Consider the following 23,302-nt stretch of genomic DNA (forward strand, 5'->3'; position numbering starts at 1 on the left):
TCTCTTACTTAGTTAATTTCCAAATGTTGTAACCAATCTCGCCTGCCATCATTGAGGCTACGTTGTAAGCAAAGCAAGCCAAAATTAAACCTGGGTTAGTGTAACGGAAAGGATTACGACCAACGAATGTGGTGGTGATGTCTAGTACCCAGAAAAATAGTGCGATCGCTCCACCTGTATGACGTTCTTTCATGCCAGCAGCTTTGTAATCACCCCACAATGCCACTGTCAGGTCGATATTGCCATTTGGTTTACTGCCGAGTGTGTATTGTTTTGATTCCTCAAACTCGTTCTTGGCCTGTTGTGGGTCTTTACCACGCAATGTCCTAGCTTCCATCACTTGGACAAGTGCAGAGATACCGAAGCTAATCCAAAACAAGGGATTAACTAGGAGTTGTAACCAACCGAACCAACCAATCCATTCAGTTTCAAACCACGGCAGGAGGGGTTTTCCCTGGAATAAAACCTGCCAAATACTATCAGTAGAAAGAAGTGTACCAATCCAGAAACCAATTGCACCAACAAGCTTGTATCCGGGTGTGCCTGGGGTAACGAATTGGGCAATGATATGTGAAATAAAGATGACTGGCAGTGAGATTAATGCCACAATCCACCGAGCTAATAATTCTAAGTAGTCACTCCCTCCTTTTTTCGGCTCTTTTTGTGGTGATGATTCTGGTTTTGGTTGTGAATTAGATTTGTTTGGAGTGAGATATTTCATAAATCAATTACGGGAATCTTGGTACAGGGGCGAATTCTTACAAGCGTTTTTGAATCGATATTTCCATTTCCATTGCCTCTGTTCAATTCGCCCAATACATAAACCAGTTGAGTCATACACAAAAACTGTTTCATCTTCTAAATAACCTGTAGTGTCGGGTCTAGGGTTACGTTTTTTTGAGTCTAGATAGTTCCTGATTCGTAACTTACTGAATGAGGGCGTAACTCCAAGAGAGTTAATTTTGTCGGCGGTAGCTGCCCTTTGCTCGGCTTTAATGCGTTCTAGTTCTTCAGACTCTCGAATCGTAATGCCACTGTTGTAAGTCTTAAATTGGGCTGGCAGTTGTGATAACCAAGGACTTGCGATTAACCCCATGCCCAATAATCCCAACATCGCTTGCTTTTGGTATTTCATAAGCACTCACCCGGAATATTTTACGGTTGTTGCCCGTCGATAGTTTGCGTTGTCTGGGGTGGCGGTGCATTAATAACACGAACATAAACAGACAGCCCAATGCAAACTAGAAAAAAAATGACTGACAATCCGAAAAGATTCTCCTTGAAGAACTTGCGCCATTTTAAGCTGGAGATTGGAATTTCTCGCTCAACAAAGAGCGTGTCAAATTTTTCAGATCCTGAATTGTCGCAGGTCGTTTCGACTTTTTTTCTGATGTCGGCACTCCTAATTCGTCTAAAAATGCTTTCGGGTCAAAACCAACAGTTGCACCAGTTGTGAGGGTTTGAACTTGTTGTTTTACCTCATCCCCAGTCTTTAACCCGTACTCTTGGGTAATTTGTTGCCTGATTTCGGGATTCTTAGCCAACTGATAAATAAATGCTATTTCATCAAAACCTTGCTCTGTACGTCGCTGTAATGAACGAGCATCAAGTTCACTCGTGATTTCATCGAACAATCCTTGCTCAAACTCATGAACTGCCAGCGCTTGAGCAACAGTCTTGCCTGCCACGATATCCAAGAATGCTTTAAAAGTTTCCCGACTGACTCCAGCAAGATGTAATTGTTCAGTGGCCATGTCCATGTCCATGTCCATAGCTCCCGTCTGTATATTCGCTAAATTGCCGCTACCTCCTAACAGCTTCGATTTGTCGAGGGTTGCTTGCGCTAGATTGAACAACTTTTCTAAGTGATCGCTAATATCCACAGGAAATTCTTGGGCGTTTGGATCAACAGCTGGATCTGACTGAGCCAGTTGTTCTAACCCAGCAATGATTTGCTCTGGCTTGTAGTTAGCACTCAATAATTCAAATAATTCTGCACGAGTAAATATGCTATCCGACATGATGTGTTTCTCCTAAACTGTGTGATGTAAATCCTAATTGCTCTTGTTCAAACTGGGCACGGGTGTACTGGACTTTATTTGCTTCAACAATTGCTTCGACGAGAGCTTTTTTGTCAATCCCTTGAGTGATATCTCCAAACAATTCACCAATCTTTCCTACCACCCACACTTGATAAGATGTGATCGGTGCAGCACGGAGATTTTTCTCTTGAGCTAATGCCTGCATCCTCATAAGTATTAATCTATACTCTGGAATCAAAGAAGCGACTTTTGCCCATCGTTCCAATGTCCGGGGACAAATACCTAAAATTTTTACCGCTTTCGCTTTTGACATTGGTAAAACTAAGGGATTTACCCCTGATTGGCTTTGTTTTTGATTAAAAAGTTGTTTTCTCCATCCTGATTCCATGAACTTAGTCAAATCCGTATCAATAGCCTCAAAAAGATAGTCAATATCCGTAGCATCTAAGTGTCAATATGGATATCAATATGGATGTCCATGTGGATATCAATGACCAGTGTCTATTGACTGTCTATTGACATTCTTCTTTTAGAATAAAAAACCGCACGAAGCGGTTCAAGGTACTGAGTTGTCAACTTTGTTGTCAACTTTGTTGATTGAATGCTTAGAAATTTTTAATAGGATGCTTACCTTCTTTCAACCATCTATTGTGATGTATTGCAGCTAACGCTTTTACTCTTGAAGATGCTTGACGATGAGTTTTAGAAGATTTTTTGCAAGCATAAGCTGTCATTGTTCTGGCTCTAATATTTAGATATTCTGATGCCTGTTCGTAACTTAATCCCCAAATCTCACAAAAAACTAATGGGTCAAGTTCTCTGATTTCTTCAGTTTGTGCGATCATATTTCTAGCTCCAAAGTTAGGTTTTGGGGTCACTGCCATCTATGGCAGGAGCGATCGCATCCCTTCCCTGGTGGCGATCGCTTTAAATTATGCTTCATATGTTTATTAGATTTCTAAAGCATAATACTCACTATATCCTGACACATTTATTTGCTGAAAAACTCCCAATAGTGGAGTTATTCAAATATTAAAATTCTTCGGTTACACCTTCCATTTCCCTACAAACATCAGCAGTAAAGGAATGCTCATTAAAGCATTCCCTTACTGTTATAGATTTTTTTTAACTTCCTCCAAACAGAGATTTTTTAGCTAAAACAGTTGTGGTAATGAAAGTCTTGCTTTACTATTGCTCCTAATGTAACAACGGCAAGATACTTGAGCTTGACCATAGCTCCATTACTCCTCAGTGCTATTCAATAATTTACTTACTTACTTGCTTACCGAAAAACTGAGTGCATATTTAATTTATCCTTGGCTCATGTGAATTTGAGATGCTCCCGCTACATTGCTTGCAATTAGCGGTGAGAGTTGTCACTTGTCCTACAATCATTTTGAAGCTTGACTCTGTTTGACTAGCACCGAACGCAAGTACTGCCGACAAGCTGCTTCTCCCCGATAGATCAGAATTCGCAGCGCTTGTACTTCCTGTATCGGAGAAATACAAATCTCAGCAATCGCAGCAATCAGATTTTGTTGCTTCTGCACGTAATCTTGATGCTGCTGCTCTAACTCTTGAATCTTTGAGTTTAGCTGTTGTATCTGCCGTAATGCTTGCGTCAAGGACGATTCTTTGTTTTGAGAGCGATTATTCAGAGTTAACGTCATTTTCTTACTCCTTTAAATTGAGATTTTTCCTGTTTACTGTTGAGTGGCTTGCTCCACCTGCTCAATTGCGTCTACAACTTCTCCCAAAATATTAAAAGCATCGTTTAGTACAACATCATTTGATGTAGAAAAGTGTTCTGACGATTGAATTTTACGATAATCTCGACTACTCCCCACAAGCCGCAAGGTATATTGACAGCCTTGCAAGATGGTTCGGATTTCTTGTGTAGTTAATTTAATTTCCATCGTTGCTCCTCCTAAAATTTGTCCTGTTGAATACTGAAACTTGCTCCAATCAAAGCACTACCCAAAAAGCCTGAAAAACAAACTAACATCATCCCCAAGCAGGTCTTTTTCTGATGCTGCCAATGTTGAGAACTCGTAGCAATCTCTATTCCCCAGCAACCTGTTGCTCCAACTCCGGCAAATCCGGTAAAAAGTAAAGATACAATTGCAGTTGTTTCTATGATGCGCTCAATGAAAATCCTGGGATTGAATCTTCTCCTAGTACGGCAGCGAAGAACCAATTTACTCTTGTGGTCTAATTGGGATTGGTAAATAGCTTGTTTGTGGTTAGTCATTTAGATTCCTCCAATTGAACATAGAAACCCGCACCTATATTAGTAATCTTCACCAACTTTTGATTGACCAGTGTTTGAATCAGGCTAAGACTAAAGTTTATACTGCACAATCGAGCGCTACCTCCACAGCGCCGGAGATACTGTAGGCATAGTGAGGACTGGTCAATAGGGGTGGGATGAGTAGATTTTCTCGGCATGATATTTTTCCTTTTTGGTGTTATGAGAAGATATGATTGATTCAATTAAGTTCTGGCAATTGTGCCAGCGCTCCTTCCATCCATACTTGAATTGCTTCCATCTCAGAAACACCTCGCAATACAGCATCAATTACGTGTTTCTGATAAGAGTTAACAGCATGATTCAAATGTCCAAACTTATTACCAGCCCAAGCCAAACACATAGTCTTCACTAGTTCGTCAATCTGAACAGAATCAAGCTCACTCGGACTCTTGACACTCCCCGAATTAGAAATTCGAGAATTCTTGCTTCATAGGGATTCCAGTGAATTTACCCTCAGCAAGCATCTTGACCGTATGCCCTACGGCTGCAAGCCCTCTTTGGAGAACTACTTGTGCGGCTGCGACATCTCTATCAGTGATATAGCCGCAATTTGAACAAACATGAGTACGAACAGAAAGCTCTTTTTTGCCTGTTTCAACTCCGCAACTAGGACAAATCTGGCTGGTTTTACGGCTGTCTACTTTCTGGAAATAGACACCACGCTTAAAACAAGTCTGCTGTAGTATGTTGAAGAATTGTCCAAACCCAGCATCTAAGCAATGCTTACCTAGCATTCCACGGGATAAACCAATTAGATTCAAATCTTCAACAAATACCATCCCGGCATTATTACAGATTTGATGAGACAGCTTTCTATGCCAATCTTTACGACAATTGACGATGTACTCATACAATAACGCAACCTTCTTTTGTGCTTTATGCCAATTATTCGAGCCTATATGTTTTCTAGAAACGCGCTGTTGCAGCAATTTCAGCTTGCACTCGGCATCTACAAAAAACCTCGGTCGTTTGACAGTTAGCCCCTTAGAAGTTGCGATAAAACTTGTTAAGCCTACATCAATCCCTATTGCTTCACCGTGCGGAATTAATTGTGGTAGAGATACATTCCATTGCAAGATGAGCAACACATACCAACCAGAGGCACGTTTAACAATATGAGCTTGTTTTACGATATCGCTATCAGGTATTTCTCGTGATTGATGGAATTTAACCCACCCAATCTTCGGCAGTTTTATCTTTCCTTTTTGGATTGGATTAACCCCTAATTGTGGAAACAAAAAACTACGCATTCTCCCAGGTTTTTTGAATCTGGGAAATCCGTGTTTCCTCTCCCACATTGCAACAAAGGCTTGTTCAAGTCGTTTTAAAGTTTGTTGCAAAACGTGTACTGCAACTGCCTTTAGTTCTGGGTATTTTGCTCTAGCTTGGGTTAATGGTTTGCATTGATTGAAGTAGTTTGGTCGTTGTGTCTCAACAGGAATGATGTACTCAGAGCGTAGTGAACAAGCATTAATCTGACAAGAACGAGATTTAATCCAATCTTTACGCTCTGCCAAACCATAATTATAAACACGGCGACATTGTTCTAACCAGTCTTCAAACATTGCAATTTGGGCGCGAGTAGGTTTAAGTTTAAATTCGTAGGTCAGATTAAACACTTGAACTATCTCCTAATCCTTTTTGATTACCCTACCAAATACCTAATGATCTGCGGATCTATGGCAGCAATCCGCTTTTTCTTTTTGGAGCCATTCAATTGTTTCAAGCAGTTCTTTTTTGCTCCAAGCCGCAGTAGATGGTGGTAGTAGAGCGATGGGCATAGAACCTGTTAGTTGTTTCATAAATCCTCTAATTCCCCAACACCTGAATCAGTTGCCACCTTCTTTTGGGATTTCGCTTTACTTATTTGAAATTCGTTTGCTTTAATCACAGGCATAGCAGCTTCTTTGACTGCTGCTTTCGCTTGATGATACAGGAATTGAACCACACCGTCCGCATCTTCTTCATCTTCCACTTGCGCCCATAAAGAACAACCTAATTCGATTGATTCATAATTGCCCAAGTTAAACTTTCTCGAATAACTAACTGAGACAGTACCGATTTTCATTTACTTGTTTGAACCGCTAAATTATGTAGTGGCGACTCATACCAATTCGCAATTCGCAATTAAGAAATTTAGTGAATTGGTTTCAAAGGTGAATCGCCGTTGTAGTGTTTAATTACCGCTTATTAACTTGCGGCATAACAGTCTGATTTTGTCCTTGCAGAGATGCCCTCGCCTCAGTCTCCGAAACTGCTGGTAATGCTGGTGCAGTGACAGCATTACTAGCCCATCGCTCGTAAGTTTCGTTTGTTACCCAATGGAGTGTTGCCCCAGATTCCGCACCACTACGAATCATCTCTGCTGCCTCTAGCGCATCCTTCTCAAAATCAGATTGAGGATTGCGATAGCTCCACTGAATAAACCAGTATGTTCCTAATGTCCCTTCCACTTTCTGAAACTCCGCACAGAAAATGTAATTTTTCAGTACCGAAGCGATCGCCTGATAACAGAACTCTTTGGGATCTCCCGGCATCCCTTCCTCACACCACTGCTGGAAAGCACGATGGGCGAAGTGGTTGTACAGTCCAGCGAAATTATCTTTACTGCGGCGGTGGATTAAGAAACTAAGCAGCATCGAAGCTGGCCCTTTAAACTGGTCTTTGAGTCCTCCTGCCACTGGAATTACCCACAGTTCAGTAAACGGCTCGTTGGTGAAGTTCTCGTTGATGGTCAAGGCACGGTCAGGGCGAGAAATAGCGATTGCAAAGTCAGCCTTGTTACCTTTGAGATATCCTCCTGCTTGTGCTTCTAGAATTGTCAATTTTGGGGGACAATCGAGAAGAAATTGCCCGTACTCTTTAGCGCAATTCGCTTGTAGTTTCGGTTGGCTGGGTGGGATGAGAAAGACGCTGTTGTTGATTTTGATGGTTTCCATAATTGCGTTGTTGTTGCTAAAAATTGCGTTGATACTGGATAGTGTTCGACTTAGCTATTTATGACAATTTCAGGAATTGTTTTTAATTCGTATTTCAGCACTTCGATTTGATATAGCCGCTTTTTAATCTCTGCTTCTAGAAGTGTTTTTAATTTCTGCGGCTTGAGCAATTAAATCTCATTCTCTAAGTGATTTTCTTCGTTACTATCAATCATCTCAATGCTAAGTCTTGTACATAAATCGCTAGCTTTTACACCAATAACTCCTGGCTCTATTTCAGTAGATAATTCCTCAATTATTGAATGAAAACCAGGGTCTTCATCATTGATTTCAACCTCCATCAAACCTGCATCATTCGATATAACAGTTGCCCAGCTTGGCAAAACTTGAGGAACACTAGTTGCGTAGAGTTTCATACTTCTATATCCTGATTAAACTTGACTTCAACGACTTCTTCTACACACCCCATCGCCTGATCCAAGTAGTGCAGAACATCCCCCAAGTGAGTTGCTGCTTCTGGGTCAATCTTTTGATCAGCAATCAACAAAAGCCAGTTTTCGTTTTGGGCGATCGCCTGAATCTTTACGTAGCAAGAGTTAAATTCTTGTAGTATTTCTATGGGTGACATTGGTTTATTCGATGAATTGTGGTGTTACATTCGGATAAACTAATAATTTAGTTTTGCTCCTCGCCATACAGGTGGGTCTACCAAACAATTTGCAATTCGCAATTCGCAATTCGCAATTGCGGATAAAATTGTGAATTGATTCTTTTAGGGTTACAAGCCCCTCAATATTCAGAGCAAGCGCCTTCAGGGGTGAGTTAATAATTGCGAATTGCGAATGGGAAAAAGCGAATTGAGATAGCTGCCCACCCGTTTCCTTACTCACGCTGCAACTAAATCTCTAGTTTCTGGCACGTATCTCTTTAACCTTTCCCACTCCTCAAAAGTTAGCGAATCGAATTCAATATCTAGCAACTCTTCTTCTGTGGGCAATTGTTCTGTAGTCGCTTTTGATACCCCTGCCACCTTCATGAAGTTGTCTAGTCCAACTGCTGCATCAACCGGCTCGGCATATCGAATCTTATCTACAGCATTCGACCAGTGGGTGATGTGTTGAAATATCACTCCAATCATGAAATCATCTGTGTAGACTCGATAAGTTCTGGGGCAAGCTCCACCAACGTAAACCAGCTTGTAGCCAAGAATCTCTTGCACCTCTGCATTGGGGTCGGTTGGAGGTAGGAGGATTTTGTCAACAGATTCTTCAAACTGGGCTTCTTGAAGAGAAAATGTGGTAATCATAGTCTGTGTGTCATGATTTGGATCATAAATTCTGTTGCAGAGGCGATCGCAGTTGTCTTGGTGTGTGATCGCCTTTCTCACTTGCAGCAACTTACGCCGCTACTGCCGCTCGGACTCCCAGCAGCGCAATCACATCTTTGGCACTGCCAGCCACACGATTTACCCCGTACTGTCTTGGTCGAGTGTACCAGCTTTGTTGATTGCACCCGACGAAGCCGACAAAATAACCGTCTTGGTAGAGTTTGGTGCTGAATGAGAGCCAGTCGATTTCGCCGTGATACAGACCAAAAACAGCGCAGGCTTTCTCCAATTCATCGCTTAGGCGTTCATTGCGCTCCAATGGAGTTTCGGGAAATGTCGCTTTAACCTCTGCAACTCTTTTTGCGAACCAGTCTCGGTCAAAAGGCAAGCAGCTACCGTTTATGAACCGCACCCATACCGTAATCCCGCCTTCAATCCAGATGGTGCGAACGGATTCGGGTTGGACTTCGATAATCTCGCCAATGATGCGGCGATCTCTTCTGGTGAGAGGGTCTTGGGTTGGGGCTACAGCTTCGGCTTGGGATTCGAGGTGGCTGTACAGTTCTGCTTGAGCTATTGCTTGCTCGTCTTTGAAGAGAGTATTTGCAATTATTGTTTGATTGAGTTTGAAGCTTGAAGGTGCTTGTTGTGTGTAAACAGATTGCGTCATAATGAGGATCTCCTGCCTCTATATGGGGTTAGGTTTTTCACAAAGGGCGATCGCGTAAGTTTCTCAGGCTAGAGCGGTCGTCTTTTGTTTTGCTATCTTTAGTATAGGCTAAAAGATTTCCTTTGTCAAGCCAAAGTATAGGCTAAAGTATAGGCTAAGTGAGTGAAAGTCCTATTTTATAGGCAAGAACTAGGCTTGTGAGTAGAATTAGGTATAGGCTAAAAGCTATGATTGAGCAGAAAAGGACATACTATGCCAAGAAATCTTGCGGAAGGGGAAACCCAGATGAACTTTCGCATCCCAGAAGAAAAGAAAATTGCTTTCTTAAAAAAGGCCAAAGCGAGTGGGACTTCTGCTAGCAGGCTTCTACTAGAGTTCATCGACAGTTATTTAGGAATATCACCAAGAAGTGACGATGAAATTGACAACATCAAGAAGAAAGTTGCAGAGCTTGAGGAGTTTAAGGAACGTGCTGAGAAAATCCTGGGGGAATTAGCAGCCTGAGAAGCGCCTCGGAGCAACTCAGGCTATCACGTGAACGGATTCGCCAGTTTTTAGAAATTGAAGATGAAGAAAAACCCCCTGAAACATAGCTTCGGGGGTTTTGCAGTTAATGAGATCCCTGCCAAATAAAGGCAGGATTTATCACTAGAGGCTAGCCTAGCAACTAGCCTATAAAAATTATATACTAATTAGAGGTTTAATGATTTCCTTTGTATAGGCTAGAATAAAACTATCTTTAAAAGCTAGGCAAAAAATGAAATGAGAAACTTAAAAACGGATGTTACTCAATTACAAAATTTCAATGAACAAGTAGTGCTGCGCTTGACCGTATAGTCCAGTCTTCGATTGCCTTGTGAGACAGTCTGATCATAGAGCAGGAAACAATCAACCTGAATAATTATTACCCTTGCTGCTTAGTAAAAGCGATCGCCGCCGACCAAAGCAATGCGATCGCCCGTTCAAATCATTCACCACAAAGTGAACTAACTATAATGCTGACACATTTTTGGAAAAATCCATCTTACAGCTACCCTGTTCACTTTGGTTAAACTGCAACACCTCAACTTTCAAGCATTTACCATAGTGAGCAAGAAATATGCTGACACTAGAAAGAGAAGAAACATCAGCACTCGATTACAACAATCTCAACACCAGCATCCAGGAAACCTTCACCGCCATTGATAGGTTCGAGTGGCAAGCGGTAGATGAAATTCTTCAGATGAGAGAACAGCAGCTTTACCTACAAGCTGGTTATAAAAACTTTGAAGAATATTGCCAGCGTGAATTATACGCCTGGGGTGGATACCGACGAATCAACCAACTGATAGGAGCCAAAAAGGTCATAGATGCGGTTGGCGAGTTGGGCGGACACATCAAAAATGAGCGTCAAGCCCGTCCACTGCTGCGGCTAGTCAAGGAACCAGAGAAACTAAAACAAGCTGTAGCGATCGCTCTCAAAGATAACCCGTCCCCTGGTGAATCAGACTTTGCAGCTGCTGCCCAAAAAGTGGTTCCTCAACTTCCACGCAAAAAGGAGTCTATTCAGGAACCAATGGTTCCCAAAATTCAACAACCAATGGTTCCTCAAAAAGCTATTGTCACAGTTTCACAACAGTCACACTCAAGGTATGGAGAAGAAGGAACCATTGAGGCAGACGCACCAAATCACTGGCAACAGATTGTCACCTTTGCTGATGGCGAGAAGTTGTTGATCAACAATGCTGATTTGGATGCCCCAAGCGTTCCCTTCCCCAGAGAGCGCACTTACCCCACAGAATATGCCGAAGCGATCGCTGCTATTGAAGAACGCCATAAACAAGAGTTAGAGCGCCTAGAGGAAGAACTGAGGATTGGCTTGCAAACAGAGGCCGCAGCCAAAGCTGAAGAACAGGTACAAGAGCGAATCCAATCCTTGCAACAACTGTACAAGCAGCAGAAGGAGCAAAATATCCAGTTGCAGCAACGCCTAGACGAGATGGAATCCCTACGACAGTTGGAGACTGAAAATCAGCGACTCCAGCAGCGCATTCAGGAATTAGAACACGCCGTAGAAGAGCGTCCTGTCCAACAGTGGGGAAATACCATGACGCAACAGGCAACCAAAGCGTTGAACAAACAGGTGAAACTTGCACTGGAGAAAACTATTGATCTGCGATCGCTAGCCCAAGAACCGCCCAAAGAGAATGCCCAAGAATGTCTCCGGTTGATGGGTATGGCGTTGAAGAATCTCGCCAGTGCCATGAACAACACCCAAGCGCTCGAAGCTGCGGCGCTAATTTTGGGGAGTGAGCCGACACCAACTGCGATCGCCTACCGTGCCGAGCAACTGGAAATGTTGCCCCAAGCGGTTAGCGATATTCGACGGGTGCTTGCACAGCCTGGGTGTACGTGGCAGGACTATTCGGCAGTGGCGCAAGAGTACGAAGTTATTAAACAGGACTATTGGGCAGAATTGACCAGTGAAGAGACTGATTTAATTACCGCACTCCAGAACGCATCTTCTCAACCGCGCACTATTGGCGTTGGTTCTATTGTTGCCCACGCCGATCCATATCGTACTTTGTATGTCGCCAGAGGTGAAGTGATTCAGGATTTAGGAGATGAGGTAATCGTTGCATGGGATCACTGGAAGGAGCAATCGAAAAAGACTGACAGATACTTTCGAGACGAGTTGCGGTTCTGGAAGGGCGAGAAGCAGTAGATAAAAACTCGCTTTGAGAATAGCTAAAAAACTTAAACGCGGCATTGCAACCATGTCGCTCACATTGTCATGCAAATTTAGGAGATAATTTATGACTACAGCGTTAAAAGCAATTAACGGTGGCAGCAAACAGCGTAATGACCGCAAACAGACGGATGCAGACAAATCAATTAGACCACATTGCAAAGTATCGATTGAGGATATCAACTGGGTTCGTCAACAGCCTCCATCAGTGCAGCAGCTTTGGTTAGATAGCGTAGCAGCTGAACAATTCGGAGGTTCTGCCCATAAACTCGATACTAACCTCACCTACAAATCTCTGCAAAAAGCAGGTGCGGCGTTGACTGCCCAAGGACTGTTTCAGTTTGAGGAAGTGTTTGGCCGCTTACCCTCTGGTAGACCAGGATTGATTAGCTACCGTGTCCGTAACTTGCACGGTTATTACAATCGGTTTTACTGGGAATCGTCCACGTCTGCGGAAACCAATTCTTGTGACGAGAAAGCTGTCCACGTCGGGGAGAAAGTAAACCACCCCGGACGGAATGAAAATCACCCTGGCGTGGAACAGATTCAGTCTGATTTGGAATCATTCCAAAAGAATGGTCAAAAAAGTGAACAATTGCAAGGGTTTCAAAATCCTAACAACGTTTTTAACTACCCGTTAACTACCTACCAACAACCAACTAAGGTTGTTGGTATGGTAGTTGGTTCTGACGCGCTTGCTCGAAATCCGCGTGTTGAAGAAACGGCTCATGCGCCCTTGAGGGGCGCGTCGCCTTCACGTACTGAAAGCGCGTCAGAACTTGAAGAATTGCCTGTGGCAATGGACTGCACGACGCTGACGCTTGTGGATGCTGCACCGAGTCAACCTGTTCCGTTACTGGCTGAAAAGCAGGACTGTGGTGTTGAGGCGATATTCCCTCATAAAGAGACTTGTTCCGCCGCGCCCGTTGCACAAAATGAAGAATATTTAAGTTCAGCGATCGCTAATCAAACTCAGGGGCAGGTAGAACAGGGTCAATTTGCTTTCTTGCCGGAAGAAAACCAAGTTTCAGGTGTAGAAGCCAAAACAGTTTATGAGGGTGAAAGTTCCACCGCACCTGTTACCAGTGCTGAAAAATGGTCGCAGGAGGCCATTGTTGCGAAGTCAAATCTGCGACCGGAGCGTATGCAAAAACTCAAATTAGCAAGCAATTCGGGGCAGAATCCGGGGTTTTGATTTCTTGCAATAGTGCTGGAGGGATGATCCGGCTTTGCAGATTGCGATCAAGAAATTGTTGGCGAAGTTTCCGCAGTGGGGGATTGCGATCGTGGATGGGGTGTTGGTTGATTGGGAGAGGTAGCGCGATCACTATTCATGGTGACTGCAACTTGATGGGAGCTTGTGAGAGCAATTCATCCCCAGATTCAGCAACACCAAATAATAGTTATTTTGGAAGTTTGTTCTTCGGACTTACTACAAAATATAGCTGTGAGCGATAGAAACAAACATCAAACTCCATAAAAAAATTTACTTGTCCTAAAATTAGAGGAACTTGTACAGCTTTTGTCCAAGCAAATACAAGTTGGACAGGTTCAATCTGACCCACTGTTGCTTGAATGACCACAACACGAGCCTCAAATTGAGCCAGATTTCCTGTTAGGTTTAAGGTTGCTGTTTGACGTTCCCAAATATACCCTAAATCTAGACCTATGGGATAGGGCAACACGTTGACTGTCGCTCCTGTATCTAACAGAGTAGATGTGATGGTAGAATGTTGGGGACTTGTAAGTGTAATTGGCATTTGAGGGCGAAAACCAGCCTCCCCCAATTTTGTTTCAGCGTTGACAAAAGGAAATTGTTCAACATTCGGCATTGTTTTGATTTTGTGTTGCTTGCAAAACTTCTAGCATCGTGTTTGCTGCTTCAAAAGCATTATATGGCGACCAGACAGGATAAGATTGCTCTGGTTTAATTAAGTCTGCCTCCTGTTGGGCTAATCCTGAAATCAAAACTTGCACAACATAAAGTTTTTCAGCACGGCTAAGTCCTTGCAGTATGTTCAGTAATTCTGATGAAACCATGTCTGATAATCCTGTCAGTTAAATAGCGTAACTCCATCATGGGATTACATCTGCCCAAGAGTGATCCCATTCCCTAAGGACAGGAATATGCTGTTGTAGGGTTGAGCAACTGTTCGGTTTGCACCTACCAAGCTACCCAACCCAGTTTTATATTTGGATATCGTCACCGACATCACAGGTGCAGGTCTGGACTCTTTAAGGCACGCTCGACGTATTCCCATACGCCGACTCTGGCACAAAAGAGCGCTCGCCGCGGAAACTACAACCCGAAAACCGATGTTGTTGTTCCTATTGTCCGGGTCGTTGTTGTTACGATACGCAGAACGGCAATTCCTCGGATTGTTGTTCCAGGAACCACCGCGCAGCAGCCGGAAGTGCCTACCCCCTCTTCACCCTCTTGTGAACACAAGAGATGCGAATATCTTGTGACGTAATCGCCAAGTGTCACCGTATGCGATATGAGCTACCCAACTCTGAATTGAGTTATGCACGTCTTTAAATTCAATCTTAGCTTGCCCATAGTCCCTTTGCAGCTGCTTTAATCTTCGCTGTCCTCTTCGCAAATTCTCACTTCGGACTCGGATTGTCTCAGGTAAAACACGAAAACCTAGAAAACTTGCCCCAATTCTGGTTTCAAATAATTGGCTTTTCACCGGATGAAGCTTGAGTCGGAGACTATTCAAGTGTTCTTCTATAGCCAATCGTGCTTCTGCTAAGAATCCATAGTCATCTGAAAACAATGCAAAATCATCAACATAGCGAAGATAGTTTTTTGCCTTGACTTGTTCTTTCACAAAATGGTCTAAACTGTCAAGATAAACATTGGCAAAGAATTGACTACTAAGGTTGCCAATCGGTAATCCTCTTCGGCGTTGTAATGGCGAAAGTAAATCATCACCAGGAAAATAGTCAATCACAGATTCTTGAGGATTGCTGCTATCTATAATTGTGTCTGTCAACCACAGAGTATCGTGACATTTTAGTTTCCGACGTAGGAGAGATTTAAGAATTTCGTGGTCAATGCTGGGAAAATATTTTTTAATATCGCACTGTAAAACATATCGGTTAGAACGAGCAAATGTGGTGAAACGATGTAAAGCACGGTGCGTACCAAATCCTAAACGGTTGGCATAAGAATCAGCAATAAAAGTTCTCTCAAAAATTGGTACTATGATATTGCACAAGGCATGATGCACTACCCTATCTCGGTAAGGTGCAGCAGATATTAAACGGTGTTTGGGTTCACAAATCTCGAAAGTTTTGTAGCGTCCTGGCTGATAGGTTTTTGACTCTAACTGAGTCTTGATTTTTGCGAGTTCCGCTTCCAGATTGTAGTTGAATTTTAAAATATTCTCTCGAAAACGCTTTCCTTTTTGTGCCTGATGTGCAGCTAACACTAAATTAGCAAAATCTGTAATTTGAGGATAAAGATTACCGTATCGTCTCATCCCTTCCCCTTTTGTCGCTGTTGTTTAATCCAGCCACCTAGCTCATTCCCAATTTCATTTATGAGTTGACCAGCATATTCATATCGTCGCTCATCGAATTGCTCAAAATCAAACAATAATCGGGTTTGATGACGCAGGATGTCTAACTTAGCATTTAATAATTCGAGTTGAGCCAACTTTTCTTGAGCGTATCGTGCTAAAATTAAGCCTTCTAGCAAGTCGTAAAGTCCCGCTATCATCCTGTCCCCTAAACCAAATTTATGTTTTCTGGGCAGACGATTTAAAATCGGTACGTACCATTTAATCAGATCATAAGTTTTTTGGATAATCGGTAAATTTTGCATTCGGTCAAGAACAAATTTTTATTTCGGACAATCCACTTGACAAATCTAACAGTTATTGTCTACTGTATTAATACAGTCGTGCTAAATATAAACAAAATATCGACCGCCTTCGGCGGAGGTAAGGGAAGAAGCACAGAGGGCTAAAGCGCAAGAGTGTAAAAAATTAAGTCCTCGCGGGGGAAACAGCAACACGGAAGCCCCCGTCGTAGCTCCTGCTGACCGGGTCGTGGCCGATACGAGACGCAGAACGGCAATACCACGGAGTCAAGTCCCAGGAACCACCGCGCAGCAGCCGTCTTTGATTATCATTTTTATCCTGTTTTTTAATATCCATCCAAGCGCTGCCATCTATTGGAGCGCCTTGATAGTTCTCATGCCAGTGGTCATAGCACCATTCCCAAACATTACCGTGCATATCATACAAACCAAAGGAATTTGGCACGAATGTACCTACTGGAGTTGTTTGATTTGCAGATTTACCTTTAGCCTCATCACCATAGGTAACTTCAGCATTGTAACTTGCTAAATCCGATGTGATAGTTTCGCCAAAGTGGAATGGAGTTGTCGTGCCTGCTCTACAAGCGTATTCCCATTCGGCTTCACTGGGCAATCGGTAGTTTCTTTGGGTCTGCTTTGATAGTCTATCACAAAACTCTACCGCTTCATCCCAAGAAATTTGCTCTACTGGTAAATCATCACCTTTAAAGTTCGAGGGGTCGGGTTTTAGTTCCCGGTTTACTTGTTTTAAAGCTGCCACAGCCCGCCACTGCGCTTGGGTGACGGGGTACTTGCCCATGAAGAAAGAGGGAACCGTGACTTCATGCTGGGGGCTTTCATCGTCGTAGCGTTGGGCTTCATCTGGCGGCGAACCCATCATGAATGTGCCACCGGGGATAGACACCATTTCTAGGGTGACGTTGTTGCTGAGGGTTTCGGTGAAGTATTGGGCGGTTTTGGTTACTTGTTGGATGATTTCACCGCGACTGTTGACTGTGGGCGTTTGATACTCAAACCCTATGAGGGAAAAGATAGGTTCTAGTAAGTTTTTTGCAGCTTGATTAATAATTTCAATTGTACTTCGTTCTTGATCAACTATAGTTATTTCTACTGTAAAATTAGATGATAACTCTGACAATAATTGAGTCAATTTTGACAGCATGACTTGAGCAACTTCATGATTAGATAGCCGATTATTTCCAGTCCCTAATAAGGAAAAAACAATCCTCTGTAACTGTCGTTCTAAGCTCAAGGCAATCACGGACTCAACTGCGACGGACACATTTTCTATACTTGCTTTTGGTGATTCTACTGTTGCATAGATCAGAAAATGTTCCTGTTCACTTTCCGCAGGCTGTAGCAGGCGGTTTATCTGAATGGGTAAAGGTATAATTAAGGGTAAATGTGGCGTAATTTCATTTCTTTTCTGTTCTGCTAAAACTAACTTAATTACCCTTCGTAGTTCATCATCATTGTCTTCACCAATATATTCGGTCAATGACCGAGATAAGGAACCTGAAAGCCCAATTTTTGGGCTACAAGAAATCACGAAAGCATCAAATTGTAAATTCCAAGGCTCGTCAGTACAACAACTATAAATTCGGGTATTGCCATTTTCAAAGAGTAAATAATGCTCTTGTGGAAGTTGCAGTGTAATATCAGGAAAATTGTAGGATTGACTAGTATTAGAAGGAATTTGACCTTTGAGCAAGATGCCAACTTCTTCAGCAAGTTCTCTTAATCTGTCATACTGACTTAACTGCGGTCTAAATTCTGCAATGATACGCTTTAACTGAGCTAATTCTGCTTGTCCATTTTTTCCCCTATTAACTAATGCTTGTAGCGCAGTAACAATTTCCTCTTCGGCTTGAGTGCGGTGTTCATCTAAATAAACCATTGCAGCCCATTGTTGCGCCTGTAATTTATCTGGCTTATGGGGGCGAGTTCGCATTAAATAAGTTACATAGTCCATCAATAATTGGGCTACGGACTTGAGGCGATTTGTACCAAATTTCTGCTGAAAAGCTGGTTCTTGAAATTTTGCCAATAAATTTGACCGTACAACCGGAGTCATGGCGTACAATTCATAGCCGATTGGACGACACAAATTGGACAACAGCAAATCTGCTTCTGCAATCCAAGGGACTTCCTCGTTGAGTAAAAATTGCACTCGGATATAATTGACCAATTCGGGAGTCAAAACCAAGGGTAAGGCACAGTGACAAGCTAAATATTCATAGGATGGCTCAAACCGTCCCACAAAGCGGTTAATTTGCTGTTGGGCTAATTCTTGGGTTAATTCATCAGATAAGGGACTGTTCATAAATTTTACCGAATATCTGCGATCGCCTGATTTAAGCCATGAGGATCGAGGGGATACATTGGTAATAAATGGGCGATAAATTGGGCTGTAGTCCCTCGCCAGCGTTCAGGGGGTATGGGATTCAACCAAGCGATTAACTTGGTATGTTGTTTAATTTGCCACAAAACTTCGGCCGTGGCTGAAAATCTTTCGGAACGGCGATCGCCCCTTGCTGCTCCCCCATCACTGACTATTAATATACTGGTATTGCCGTCGCCTGCTGCTAAAATTGACTCCAATAAAATTTTTTCGGTTAAATAAGAGTCTCGATAGATATATTCTGCCGGTACGTTGTGAAAATAGCCTACTCGTACCTGCTGGATGTTACTTTCGTATTGAGCCGTTTCGACCAAATCCCGTGTAAAGTGGTGAAAGGGAGTCATAGAGCCTTCTTGATCTATCAACAGCAGCAAATCGGCGTGATTTCGTTCTCTGCGGCAATATTTTGGTTCTAAGAAAAATCCCTGTTCGCAGAATTTGGCGATCGTTGCGGCGACATCTAAAACATCCTCTCTACCATCCGCAACCATTCGGCGTAAATACCGCCAGCTATAGACCATATACCTGCGAGAAATGGGAGCATAAGTTTGGAAATCCCGATCTTCTGTCTGCTGTTCTAATAAGTGGATGGGAGATTTTACGGGAAGTAAGGAAAACTCAGGTGTGGGAGTCGAAACTCCTACCACAGCAGGGAATTGTTCTCCAGGGGATGCAGGGGGAGGATTGGGAGGTGGGGATGAATCTGAAACTGTTTCTGCGTTACTTTCCCTTGATTCTACCTCCTTTGAGGATTCTTCGGCACTGATAGCCCCAAAAATCACTTCTAAATGATCTTGTTGTGCTAGGGAATGACACCAAAGCGATTTTAAAAGTTTTTTCAGCGCATTTGCATCTTGAGTTCCCCACCCGCCTTGAATAGCTTTTAGCGTGACTAAATATTCACTGACACCCAAAGCAAATCCATCCCGCCGTAAGCGGTAAAAGAGGCGATTCAAGAGAGGATGGGGGTTAAAGTCACTCATGATGAGGCATATTTGGAGTTTGTCCAGTCTTGCCGTAGTTTAAAGATTAAGTCTCGATAGGGAATTGTATTTTCTTCCTTGAGTCGCTCGACAGGATAGGGTGTTAGGGTAAAGTGGTCTAAGGCAGCCAGCCAGTCAAGAAATTCGCTTGTACCAGGGAGCTTAAACAGGCTTTTATCCTGACGGATATTTAAAAATTTGACGATCGCTTCCTGGACTAAATCTGCTTTAGGTATAGTAATTTTCTCTATTTTCTGTTTCTGTGCATAATGAGCATTGACAATTTTTTGCAATTCTTCTGGTTGATTAGGAAATCTTACATAGTGATATAAACAGCGTCGTAAAAATGGAGTGGGTAAGCTGCCTTTTTCTTTATTACTTGTAATAATAATAATTGGTAATTTGTCTGGATTAGCCTTGATTTCTTCTCCAGTTTCTCGAATAAAGAATTTCCAAGGCTTCTCTAAAATTGACAGTAAATCATTAGGAAAATCTACATCAGCTTTATCAATTTCATCAATTAACAAAACGGCTGGGCATTCATGGGATTGAAATGCTTTACCCAGAGAACCTAATTCCCGGTAATCTTTGGGATCTTGAGGCTTTCTCGGTTCTCCAGTTTGGGGATTAATTGATGGGGTTAAATTTTGAGTTTGGACATCATGGAGACGCAAAATTGCATCATATTCATATAATCCCTCTTGAACTTTCGTAGTTGAGCGAATATCCCAGCGATAAAAGGGTAATCCTAATTCATAAGCGATTGCGACTGCTAATCGAGTTTTACCACATCCAGCTTCCCCTTCAATTAAAAGTGGTCTTTGTAGAAAGATTGCCAAATTGACAGCTTCAATTAATCCGCTATCAGCAATATATGGTTCTAATTCTGTGGGAGAATCAGGATGATGATTTTGCGGTCGCGCTTCAGGTTTGCACTCGAAGGTGTATTTAGGAAGATTCATAAATTATACCTTTAGTAAATTATGTAAATGTTTTTCTAAATTTGAACAAACTGTAATGGGAATACCAGGATTAGATAATTTATAAATTTTTTTGGCTATTCCTTGACTTTTACTTTTAGATAATCCATATATTTCTTGTAGCCAATCATCAATATCACCTTCGTCCCAGTTTTTTAAGGGTAATTCTATGATTTTTAACCCATCAAAATTTTGATGATCGCAACAATAATCCAGATGACAATCAGATTCAGGAAGTAGTGAACTTATAGAAATAAACAAAATGAATCTTACCCAAGAATACTCTTTATAAATTTCTGGCTGCTTTTCCTTTAAAAGATGCCAAAAATGCTGAATAAACCAAGATAAAATTTGGTCATCATTTTCTAGAATAAGATCCCAGTTTGTAAAATCAAAAAAAACAATGCTTCTTCCCTGGAGACTAGCACTTATTTTATCAATAATATTCCGAGCGTATTGTTGATCGTTAGGATGGGATTCAACTGGTTGAAAATACTCTGCGATCGCATCTAGCAAACTTCGCTTATCGGAAATATCAGGTCTTAATAAGGGATCGATAGGACAATACTTAAACCTACCATAGCTATTACTACTAAGAAAGTATTGAATATCTGCTACGCATAAATCTCCTCGCATTGAAGAGGTATTTCTCAGTAAAAATGAAGCCGTTCCTCCTTGTTCACCCAAATATTTTTCTAGGATATGATTGACGATTTTTTTGGGTTCACGGAAATTAATTTTAGATAAATTGTGAGAAATAGTATGTTGTTGACTTGGACTAACAGATAAATTCCTATTACTTTCTAATAACTCAATTTCGTTCTCGACTTTTTCTAGGAGTTTAAAATATTCATCAGATTGCCTCTTTAAATCTTGATATTTAGTAAGGCTTGACAGGGAAAAACTCATTTCCTTACCAATTGTTTCAAGATTTGCAGTAATTGTATTTTTTTGTTCTCTTAAAAGTTTTAGTTTAAGTTCAATAGAATTGACCATCTTTAATTTATATATTTATCTAAAAATCAGACAGTTCTCGTTCAATATTTTCAAGTTCTTCAAAATAGAAAGTAATTTGTCTTTCCAAATTCAGATAGTTAGATAAATTTGACTCAAAACTCATTTGTTTGCTTACTGCTTCAATATTTTCTTCAAACTGTTGCTTCCGTTGTTCCAGAAACTTTTTTTTAGCTGGTAATAAAGCTGGCTTACCTGGCTTTTCTATTGGCTTACTTTCGATAACAACTGACTCCAAATATTGCCAAGCCTTAACTAAAATTTGATTGGGAATCATAAATGCGGCTTTTGCAACTTCTCGCCTGCTATCTGCTGCAACTACCATCCCAACGACTCCCTGCAATTGTTCATCCCAAACCGGAGAACCACTAAATCCTTTGGCAATGGCATATCCAGTCACCTTAGTATCTTCCAGTTGTACCCATTGTTTAGCATTTTGCTCTGATAATACCCCAGTTGCCCAAACTCCAAAAGAAACTCCCTGGGGACAACCAAACACTTTAAATGGATGCTTTGAGATATTGTCTGATAAAATCAGACGAGTTGGTTGGGCATGAGAAGGTAAGTGTTCCAGTTTTAAAACAGCAATATCTTCAATTACTACATCCGAGTTTAAGTCAGATGTCGGATACCAATAAACAACCGTCGCCTTGATTTTTTCAGTTGAATTGGCTAAGGGAAAATCAACCTGAATTTTTCCATCGGGAATGTTTGATATTGAGCTATTATTTAATAATAATGCCTCTGTCACGACATGAGCGCAAGTCAAAGCATATTTTTCTGCCACTAGAAAGCCAATACCGACGACATCTTCCTGATAAAATATCCGAATAATTGAATTTTTATGACTGTTAAAATCAATGGCATTCATTAACTATTGTCCTGTCCTTTATTACTCCATTTCAAAGTAATTTCATAGCTGACTTCGCTCCCAACAGACGCAAAAATCGCCCCAGCATCCGCCGTTAACTTCAGTCCAAATTTAACCTCCACCTCATCGGCAGGCTGGTTGAGGTCGCGTAATTTGGAGACAATAGTAGAAGCGACGGGTTTGATTTTATCTAGGGCTTCTTCAAATGTCTGCTGCGCCTTGAGGACTTGTCTTCCTGATGGGAGAGCAACTCGCTCAATTGCACGACCTTCTGGTTCATCAACTTCCACCAGAAATTTAGTTCCATCTGCTAGGGAAAACTCAGCTATTTTTTTTTCTTTCATCATTTATGTACTAATGTGCATAATGGTCAGTCTAAGTAGTGTCTATATAAAGCTACAAATGTACAGAACGCGATTCCAGACTGACTATAGCAGTCTCAGTAGATTTACGATAGAGTTTGCTCAAGCAAATTTAAGCTTTTGTACCAAATACTCGTTTTGTCCCCTATTCAGACTGAATTTGAGCGTTTAAAAACAATTTATCCCTTGAATTTATTTGCTGATTAGTCACAGTCTCATCACAATCGCACCCTCGTTAAGCAAGCCTTGGAGAAAACTATTGATTTGCGATCGCTAGCCCAGGAACCGCCCAAAGAAAACGCCCAGGAATGTCTGCGACTTATGGGCATGGCTTTGAAAAACTTAGCCAGTGCCATGAACAATACTCAGGCGCTCGAAGCTGCGGCGATAATTCTGGGCAGTGAGCCGACACCAACTGTGATCGCATATCGAGCCGAGCAATTGGAAATGTTGCCCCAAGCAGTCAGTGATATTCGGCAGGTGCTAGCTAAACCAGGGTGTAAGTGGCAGGACTACTGCGATGTTGCCCAAGAGTATGAGGTGATCAAACAGGACTACTGGGCGGAATTGACCAGTGAGGAGACAAATTTAATTACTGCTCTCCAAAAAGCATCTTCTCAACCAGACACCATAGGCATCGGTTCTATAGTTGCTCACGCTGACCCATACCGTACTTTGTATGTGGAAAGGGGTGAGGTGGTAGAAGAATTAGGAGACGAGGTGATAGTTGCCTGGGATCACTGGAAGGAGCAATCGAAAAAAACTGATAGGTATTTTCGAGACGAGTTGCGATTCTGGCAACCGGAAAAAGAGTAGGTGAAGTTGTTGATTAGAGCGATTGCTTA

Annotated in this window: 31 protein-coding genes and 1 pseudogene; 4 read left to right on the plus strand and 28 right to left on the minus strand. The window is 42.0% G+C overall.

Going from position 1 to position 23,302, the window contains the following annotated elements; genetic code table 11:
* Nucleotides 1–4: 4 nt before the first annotated feature.
* The 17 genes from ACFG4S_RS00470 to ACFG4S_RS00550 all read right to left on the minus strand — a co-directional run bounded on the left by ACFG4S_RS00470 (nt 5) and on the right by ACFG4S_RS00550 (nt 9,289).
* A complete protein-coding gene (locus ACFG4S_RS00470) occupies nt 5–721 on the minus strand; it encodes a hypothetical protein (protein WP_392530098.1) in 717 nt (238 codons plus the stop codon).
* Between the two features lie 3 nt (nt 722–724).
* Nucleotides 725–1,135, minus strand: coding sequence for a hypothetical protein (locus ACFG4S_RS00475; RefSeq protein ID WP_392530099.1), 411 nt, complete (start codon nt 1,133–1,135; stop codon nt 725–727).
* Nucleotides 1,136–1,298: 163 nt separating this feature from the next.
* Nucleotides 1,299–2,021, minus strand: a complete 723-nt coding sequence (locus tag ACFG4S_RS00480) for a hypothetical protein (RefSeq protein ID WP_392530100.1) — start codon at nt 2,019–2,021, stop codon at nt 1,299–1,301.
* Nucleotides 2,011–2,430, minus strand: coding sequence for a hypothetical protein (locus tag ACFG4S_RS00485; protein WP_392530101.1), 420 nt, complete (start codon nt 2,428–2,430; stop codon nt 2,011–2,013). Before ACFG4S_RS00485 ends, ACFG4S_RS00480 begins: the two co-directional genes overlap by 11 nt.
* A gap of 217 nt (nt 2,431–2,647) precedes the next feature.
* Nucleotides 2,648–2,887 carry a hypothetical protein gene (locus ACFG4S_RS00490; RefSeq protein WP_152590974.1) on the minus strand — a complete coding sequence of 80 codons (240 nt, stop codon included), beginning with the start codon at nt 2,885–2,887 and terminating at the stop codon, nt 2,648–2,650.
* Between the two features lie 546 nt (nt 2,888–3,433).
* Nucleotides 3,434–3,712 carry a hypothetical protein gene (locus ACFG4S_RS00495; protein WP_392530102.1) on the minus strand — a complete coding sequence of 93 codons (279 nt, stop codon included), beginning with the start codon at nt 3,710–3,712 and terminating at the stop codon, nt 3,434–3,436.
* A gap of 33 nt (nt 3,713–3,745) precedes the next feature.
* Nucleotides 3,746–3,958 carry a hypothetical protein gene (locus tag ACFG4S_RS00500; RefSeq protein WP_392530103.1) on the minus strand — a complete coding sequence of 71 codons (213 nt, stop codon included), beginning with the start codon at nt 3,956–3,958 and terminating at the stop codon, nt 3,746–3,748.
* Nucleotides 3,959–3,969: 11 nt separating this feature from the next.
* Nucleotides 3,970–4,293, minus strand: a complete 324-nt coding sequence (locus tag ACFG4S_RS00505) for a hypothetical protein (RefSeq protein ID WP_392530104.1) — start codon at nt 4,291–4,293, stop codon at nt 3,970–3,972.
* Between the two features lie 238 nt (nt 4,294–4,531).
* Entirely contained in the window at nt 4,532–4,693 is a 162-nt protein-coding gene (locus tag ACFG4S_RS00510) for a hypothetical protein (RefSeq protein ID WP_392530105.1), read from the minus strand.
* A 64-nt stretch (nt 4,694–4,757) separates the two neighbouring features.
* The gene (locus ACFG4S_RS00515; RefSeq protein ID WP_392530106.1) at nt 4,758–5,972 is read right to left on the minus strand and encodes an RNA-guided endonuclease InsQ/TnpB family protein; all 1,215 of its coding nucleotides are present in this window, start codon (nt 5,970–5,972) and stop codon (nt 4,758–4,760) included.
* Between the two features lie 42 nt (nt 5,973–6,014).
* Entirely contained in the window at nt 6,015–6,155 is a 141-nt protein-coding gene (locus tag ACFG4S_RS00520) for a hypothetical protein (protein ID WP_190901864.1), read from the minus strand.
* Nucleotides 6,152–6,421 carry a hypothetical protein gene (locus ACFG4S_RS00525; RefSeq protein ID WP_392530107.1) on the minus strand — a complete coding sequence of 90 codons (270 nt, stop codon included), beginning with the start codon at nt 6,419–6,421 and terminating at the stop codon, nt 6,152–6,154. Before ACFG4S_RS00525 ends, ACFG4S_RS00520 begins: the two co-directional genes overlap by 4 nt.
* Nucleotides 6,422–6,533: 112 nt before the next feature.
* Nucleotides 6,534–7,292 carry a hypothetical protein gene (locus ACFG4S_RS00530; RefSeq protein WP_392530108.1) on the minus strand — a complete coding sequence of 253 codons (759 nt, stop codon included), beginning with the start codon at nt 7,290–7,292 and terminating at the stop codon, nt 6,534–6,536.
* Between the two features lie 170 nt (nt 7,293–7,462).
* Nucleotides 7,463–7,708 (minus strand): hypothetical protein, encoded by a 246-nt coding sequence (locus ACFG4S_RS00535; RefSeq protein WP_392530109.1) that lies wholly within the window; start codon nt 7,706–7,708, stop codon nt 7,463–7,465.
* Nucleotides 7,705–7,920 carry a hypothetical protein gene (locus tag ACFG4S_RS00540; protein WP_392530110.1) on the minus strand — a complete coding sequence of 72 codons (216 nt, stop codon included), beginning with the start codon at nt 7,918–7,920 and terminating at the stop codon, nt 7,705–7,707. Before ACFG4S_RS00540 ends, ACFG4S_RS00535 begins: the two co-directional genes overlap by 4 nt.
* Before the next feature lie 258 nt (nt 7,921–8,178).
* The gene (locus tag ACFG4S_RS00545; RefSeq protein ID WP_392530111.1) at nt 8,179–8,679 is read right to left on the minus strand and encodes a hypothetical protein; all 501 of its coding nucleotides are present in this window, start codon (nt 8,677–8,679) and stop codon (nt 8,179–8,181) included.
* A 10-nt stretch (nt 8,680–8,689) separates the two neighbouring features.
* Entirely contained in the window at nt 8,690–9,289 is a 600-nt protein-coding gene (locus ACFG4S_RS00550; RefSeq protein ID WP_392530112.1) for a hypothetical protein, read from the minus strand.
* Between the two features lie 252 nt (nt 9,290–9,541).
* Here ACFG4S_RS00550 and ACFG4S_RS00555 point away from each other — a divergent pair, with 252 nt between their 5' ends.
* The 3 genes from ACFG4S_RS00555 (at nt 9,542) to ACFG4S_RS00565 (ending at nt 13,212) form a co-directional block, all read left to right on the plus strand.
* Nucleotides 9,542–9,793, plus strand: coding sequence for a hypothetical protein (locus ACFG4S_RS00555; RefSeq protein ID WP_193912988.1), 252 nt, complete (start codon nt 9,542–9,544; stop codon nt 9,791–9,793).
* Between the two features lie 595 nt (nt 9,794–10,388).
* The gene (locus ACFG4S_RS00560) at nt 10,389–11,993 is read left to right on the plus strand and encodes a hypothetical protein (RefSeq protein ID WP_392530113.1); all 1,605 of its coding nucleotides are present in this window, start codon (nt 10,389–10,391) and stop codon (nt 11,991–11,993) included.
* 91 nt (nt 11,994–12,084) lie between these two features.
* Nucleotides 12,085–13,212: a hypothetical protein gene (locus ACFG4S_RS00565; protein ID WP_392530114.1), complete on the plus strand. Its 1,128-nt coding sequence runs from the start codon at nt 12,085–12,087 to the stop codon at nt 13,210–13,212.
* A gap of 208 nt (nt 13,213–13,420) precedes the next feature.
* Here ACFG4S_RS00565 and ACFG4S_RS00570 read toward each other — a convergent pair whose 3' ends face one another.
* From ACFG4S_RS00570 to ACFG4S_RS00620, 11 genes are all read right to left on the minus strand, one after another.
* Entirely contained in the window at nt 13,421–13,849 is a 429-nt protein-coding gene (locus tag ACFG4S_RS00570) for a hypothetical protein (protein WP_392530115.1), read from the minus strand.
* On the minus strand, nt 13,836–14,057 hold the full coding sequence (locus ACFG4S_RS00575; RefSeq protein WP_392530116.1) for a hypothetical protein: 222 nt from the start codon (nt 14,055–14,057) through the stop codon (nt 13,836–13,838). The genes ACFG4S_RS00570 and ACFG4S_RS00575 overlap by 14 nt, the downstream gene beginning before the upstream one ends.
* Nucleotides 14,058–14,101: 44 nt before the next feature.
* Nucleotides 14,102–14,425 carry an SUMF1/EgtB/PvdO family nonheme iron enzyme gene (locus tag ACFG4S_RS00580; protein WP_392530140.1) on the minus strand — a complete coding sequence of 108 codons (324 nt, stop codon included), beginning with the start codon at nt 14,423–14,425 and terminating at the stop codon, nt 14,102–14,104.
* Between the two features lie 21 nt (nt 14,426–14,446).
* Nucleotides 14,447–15,505: a reverse transcriptase domain-containing protein gene (locus ACFG4S_RS00585; protein WP_392530117.1), complete on the minus strand. Its 1,059-nt coding sequence runs from the start codon at nt 15,503–15,505 to the stop codon at nt 14,447–14,449.
* Complete coding sequence (gene avd / locus ACFG4S_RS00590; protein ID WP_392530118.1) at nt 15,502–15,849, minus strand: diversity-generating retroelement protein Avd; 348 nt, start codon at nt 15,847–15,849, stop codon at nt 15,502–15,504. Before avd ends, ACFG4S_RS00585 begins: the two co-directional genes overlap by 4 nt.
* 163 nt (nt 15,850–16,012) lie before the next feature.
* Complete coding sequence (locus tag ACFG4S_RS00595) at nt 16,013–18,169, minus strand: SUMF1/EgtB/PvdO family nonheme iron enzyme (RefSeq protein ID WP_392530119.1); 2,157 nt, start codon at nt 18,167–18,169, stop codon at nt 16,013–16,015.
* A gap of 5 nt (nt 18,170–18,174) precedes the next feature.
* Nucleotides 18,175–19,230 (minus strand): VWA containing CoxE family protein, encoded by a 1,056-nt coding sequence (locus tag ACFG4S_RS00600; RefSeq protein ID WP_392530120.1) that lies wholly within the window; start codon nt 19,228–19,230, stop codon nt 18,175–18,177.
* Nucleotides 19,227–20,192 carry an AAA family ATPase gene (locus tag ACFG4S_RS00605; protein ID WP_392530121.1) on the minus strand — a complete coding sequence of 322 codons (966 nt, stop codon included), beginning with the start codon at nt 20,190–20,192 and terminating at the stop codon, nt 19,227–19,229. Before ACFG4S_RS00605 ends, ACFG4S_RS00600 begins: the two co-directional genes overlap by 4 nt.
* A gap of 3 nt (nt 20,193–20,195) precedes the next feature.
* On the minus strand, nt 20,196–21,206 hold the full coding sequence (locus ACFG4S_RS00610) for a hypothetical protein (protein WP_392530122.1): 1,011 nt from the start codon (nt 21,204–21,206) through the stop codon (nt 20,196–20,198).
* 19 nt (nt 21,207–21,225) lie between these two features.
* Nucleotides 21,226–22,095 carry a trypsin-like peptidase domain-containing protein gene (locus ACFG4S_RS00615; protein ID WP_392530123.1) on the minus strand — a complete coding sequence of 290 codons (870 nt, stop codon included), beginning with the start codon at nt 22,093–22,095 and terminating at the stop codon, nt 21,226–21,228.
* Nucleotides 22,095–22,442, minus strand: a complete 348-nt coding sequence (locus tag ACFG4S_RS00620) for a CU044_2847 family protein (protein ID WP_392530124.1) — start codon at nt 22,440–22,442, stop codon at nt 22,095–22,097. Before ACFG4S_RS00620 ends, ACFG4S_RS00615 begins: the two co-directional genes overlap by 1 nt.
* 249 nt (nt 22,443–22,691) lie before the next feature.
* Between ACFG4S_RS00620 and ACFG4S_RS00625 the strand changes: the two are divergent.
* A pseudogene (locus ACFG4S_RS00625) lies at nt 22,692–23,273 on the plus strand (hypothetical protein); the annotation flags it as partial.
* Nucleotides 23,274–23,302 lie beyond the last annotated feature (29 nt).

The organism is Nostoc sp. C117 (assembly GCF_043099735.1).
Lineage (GTDB): Bacteria > Cyanobacteriota > Cyanobacteriia > Cyanobacteriales > Nostocaceae > Nostoc.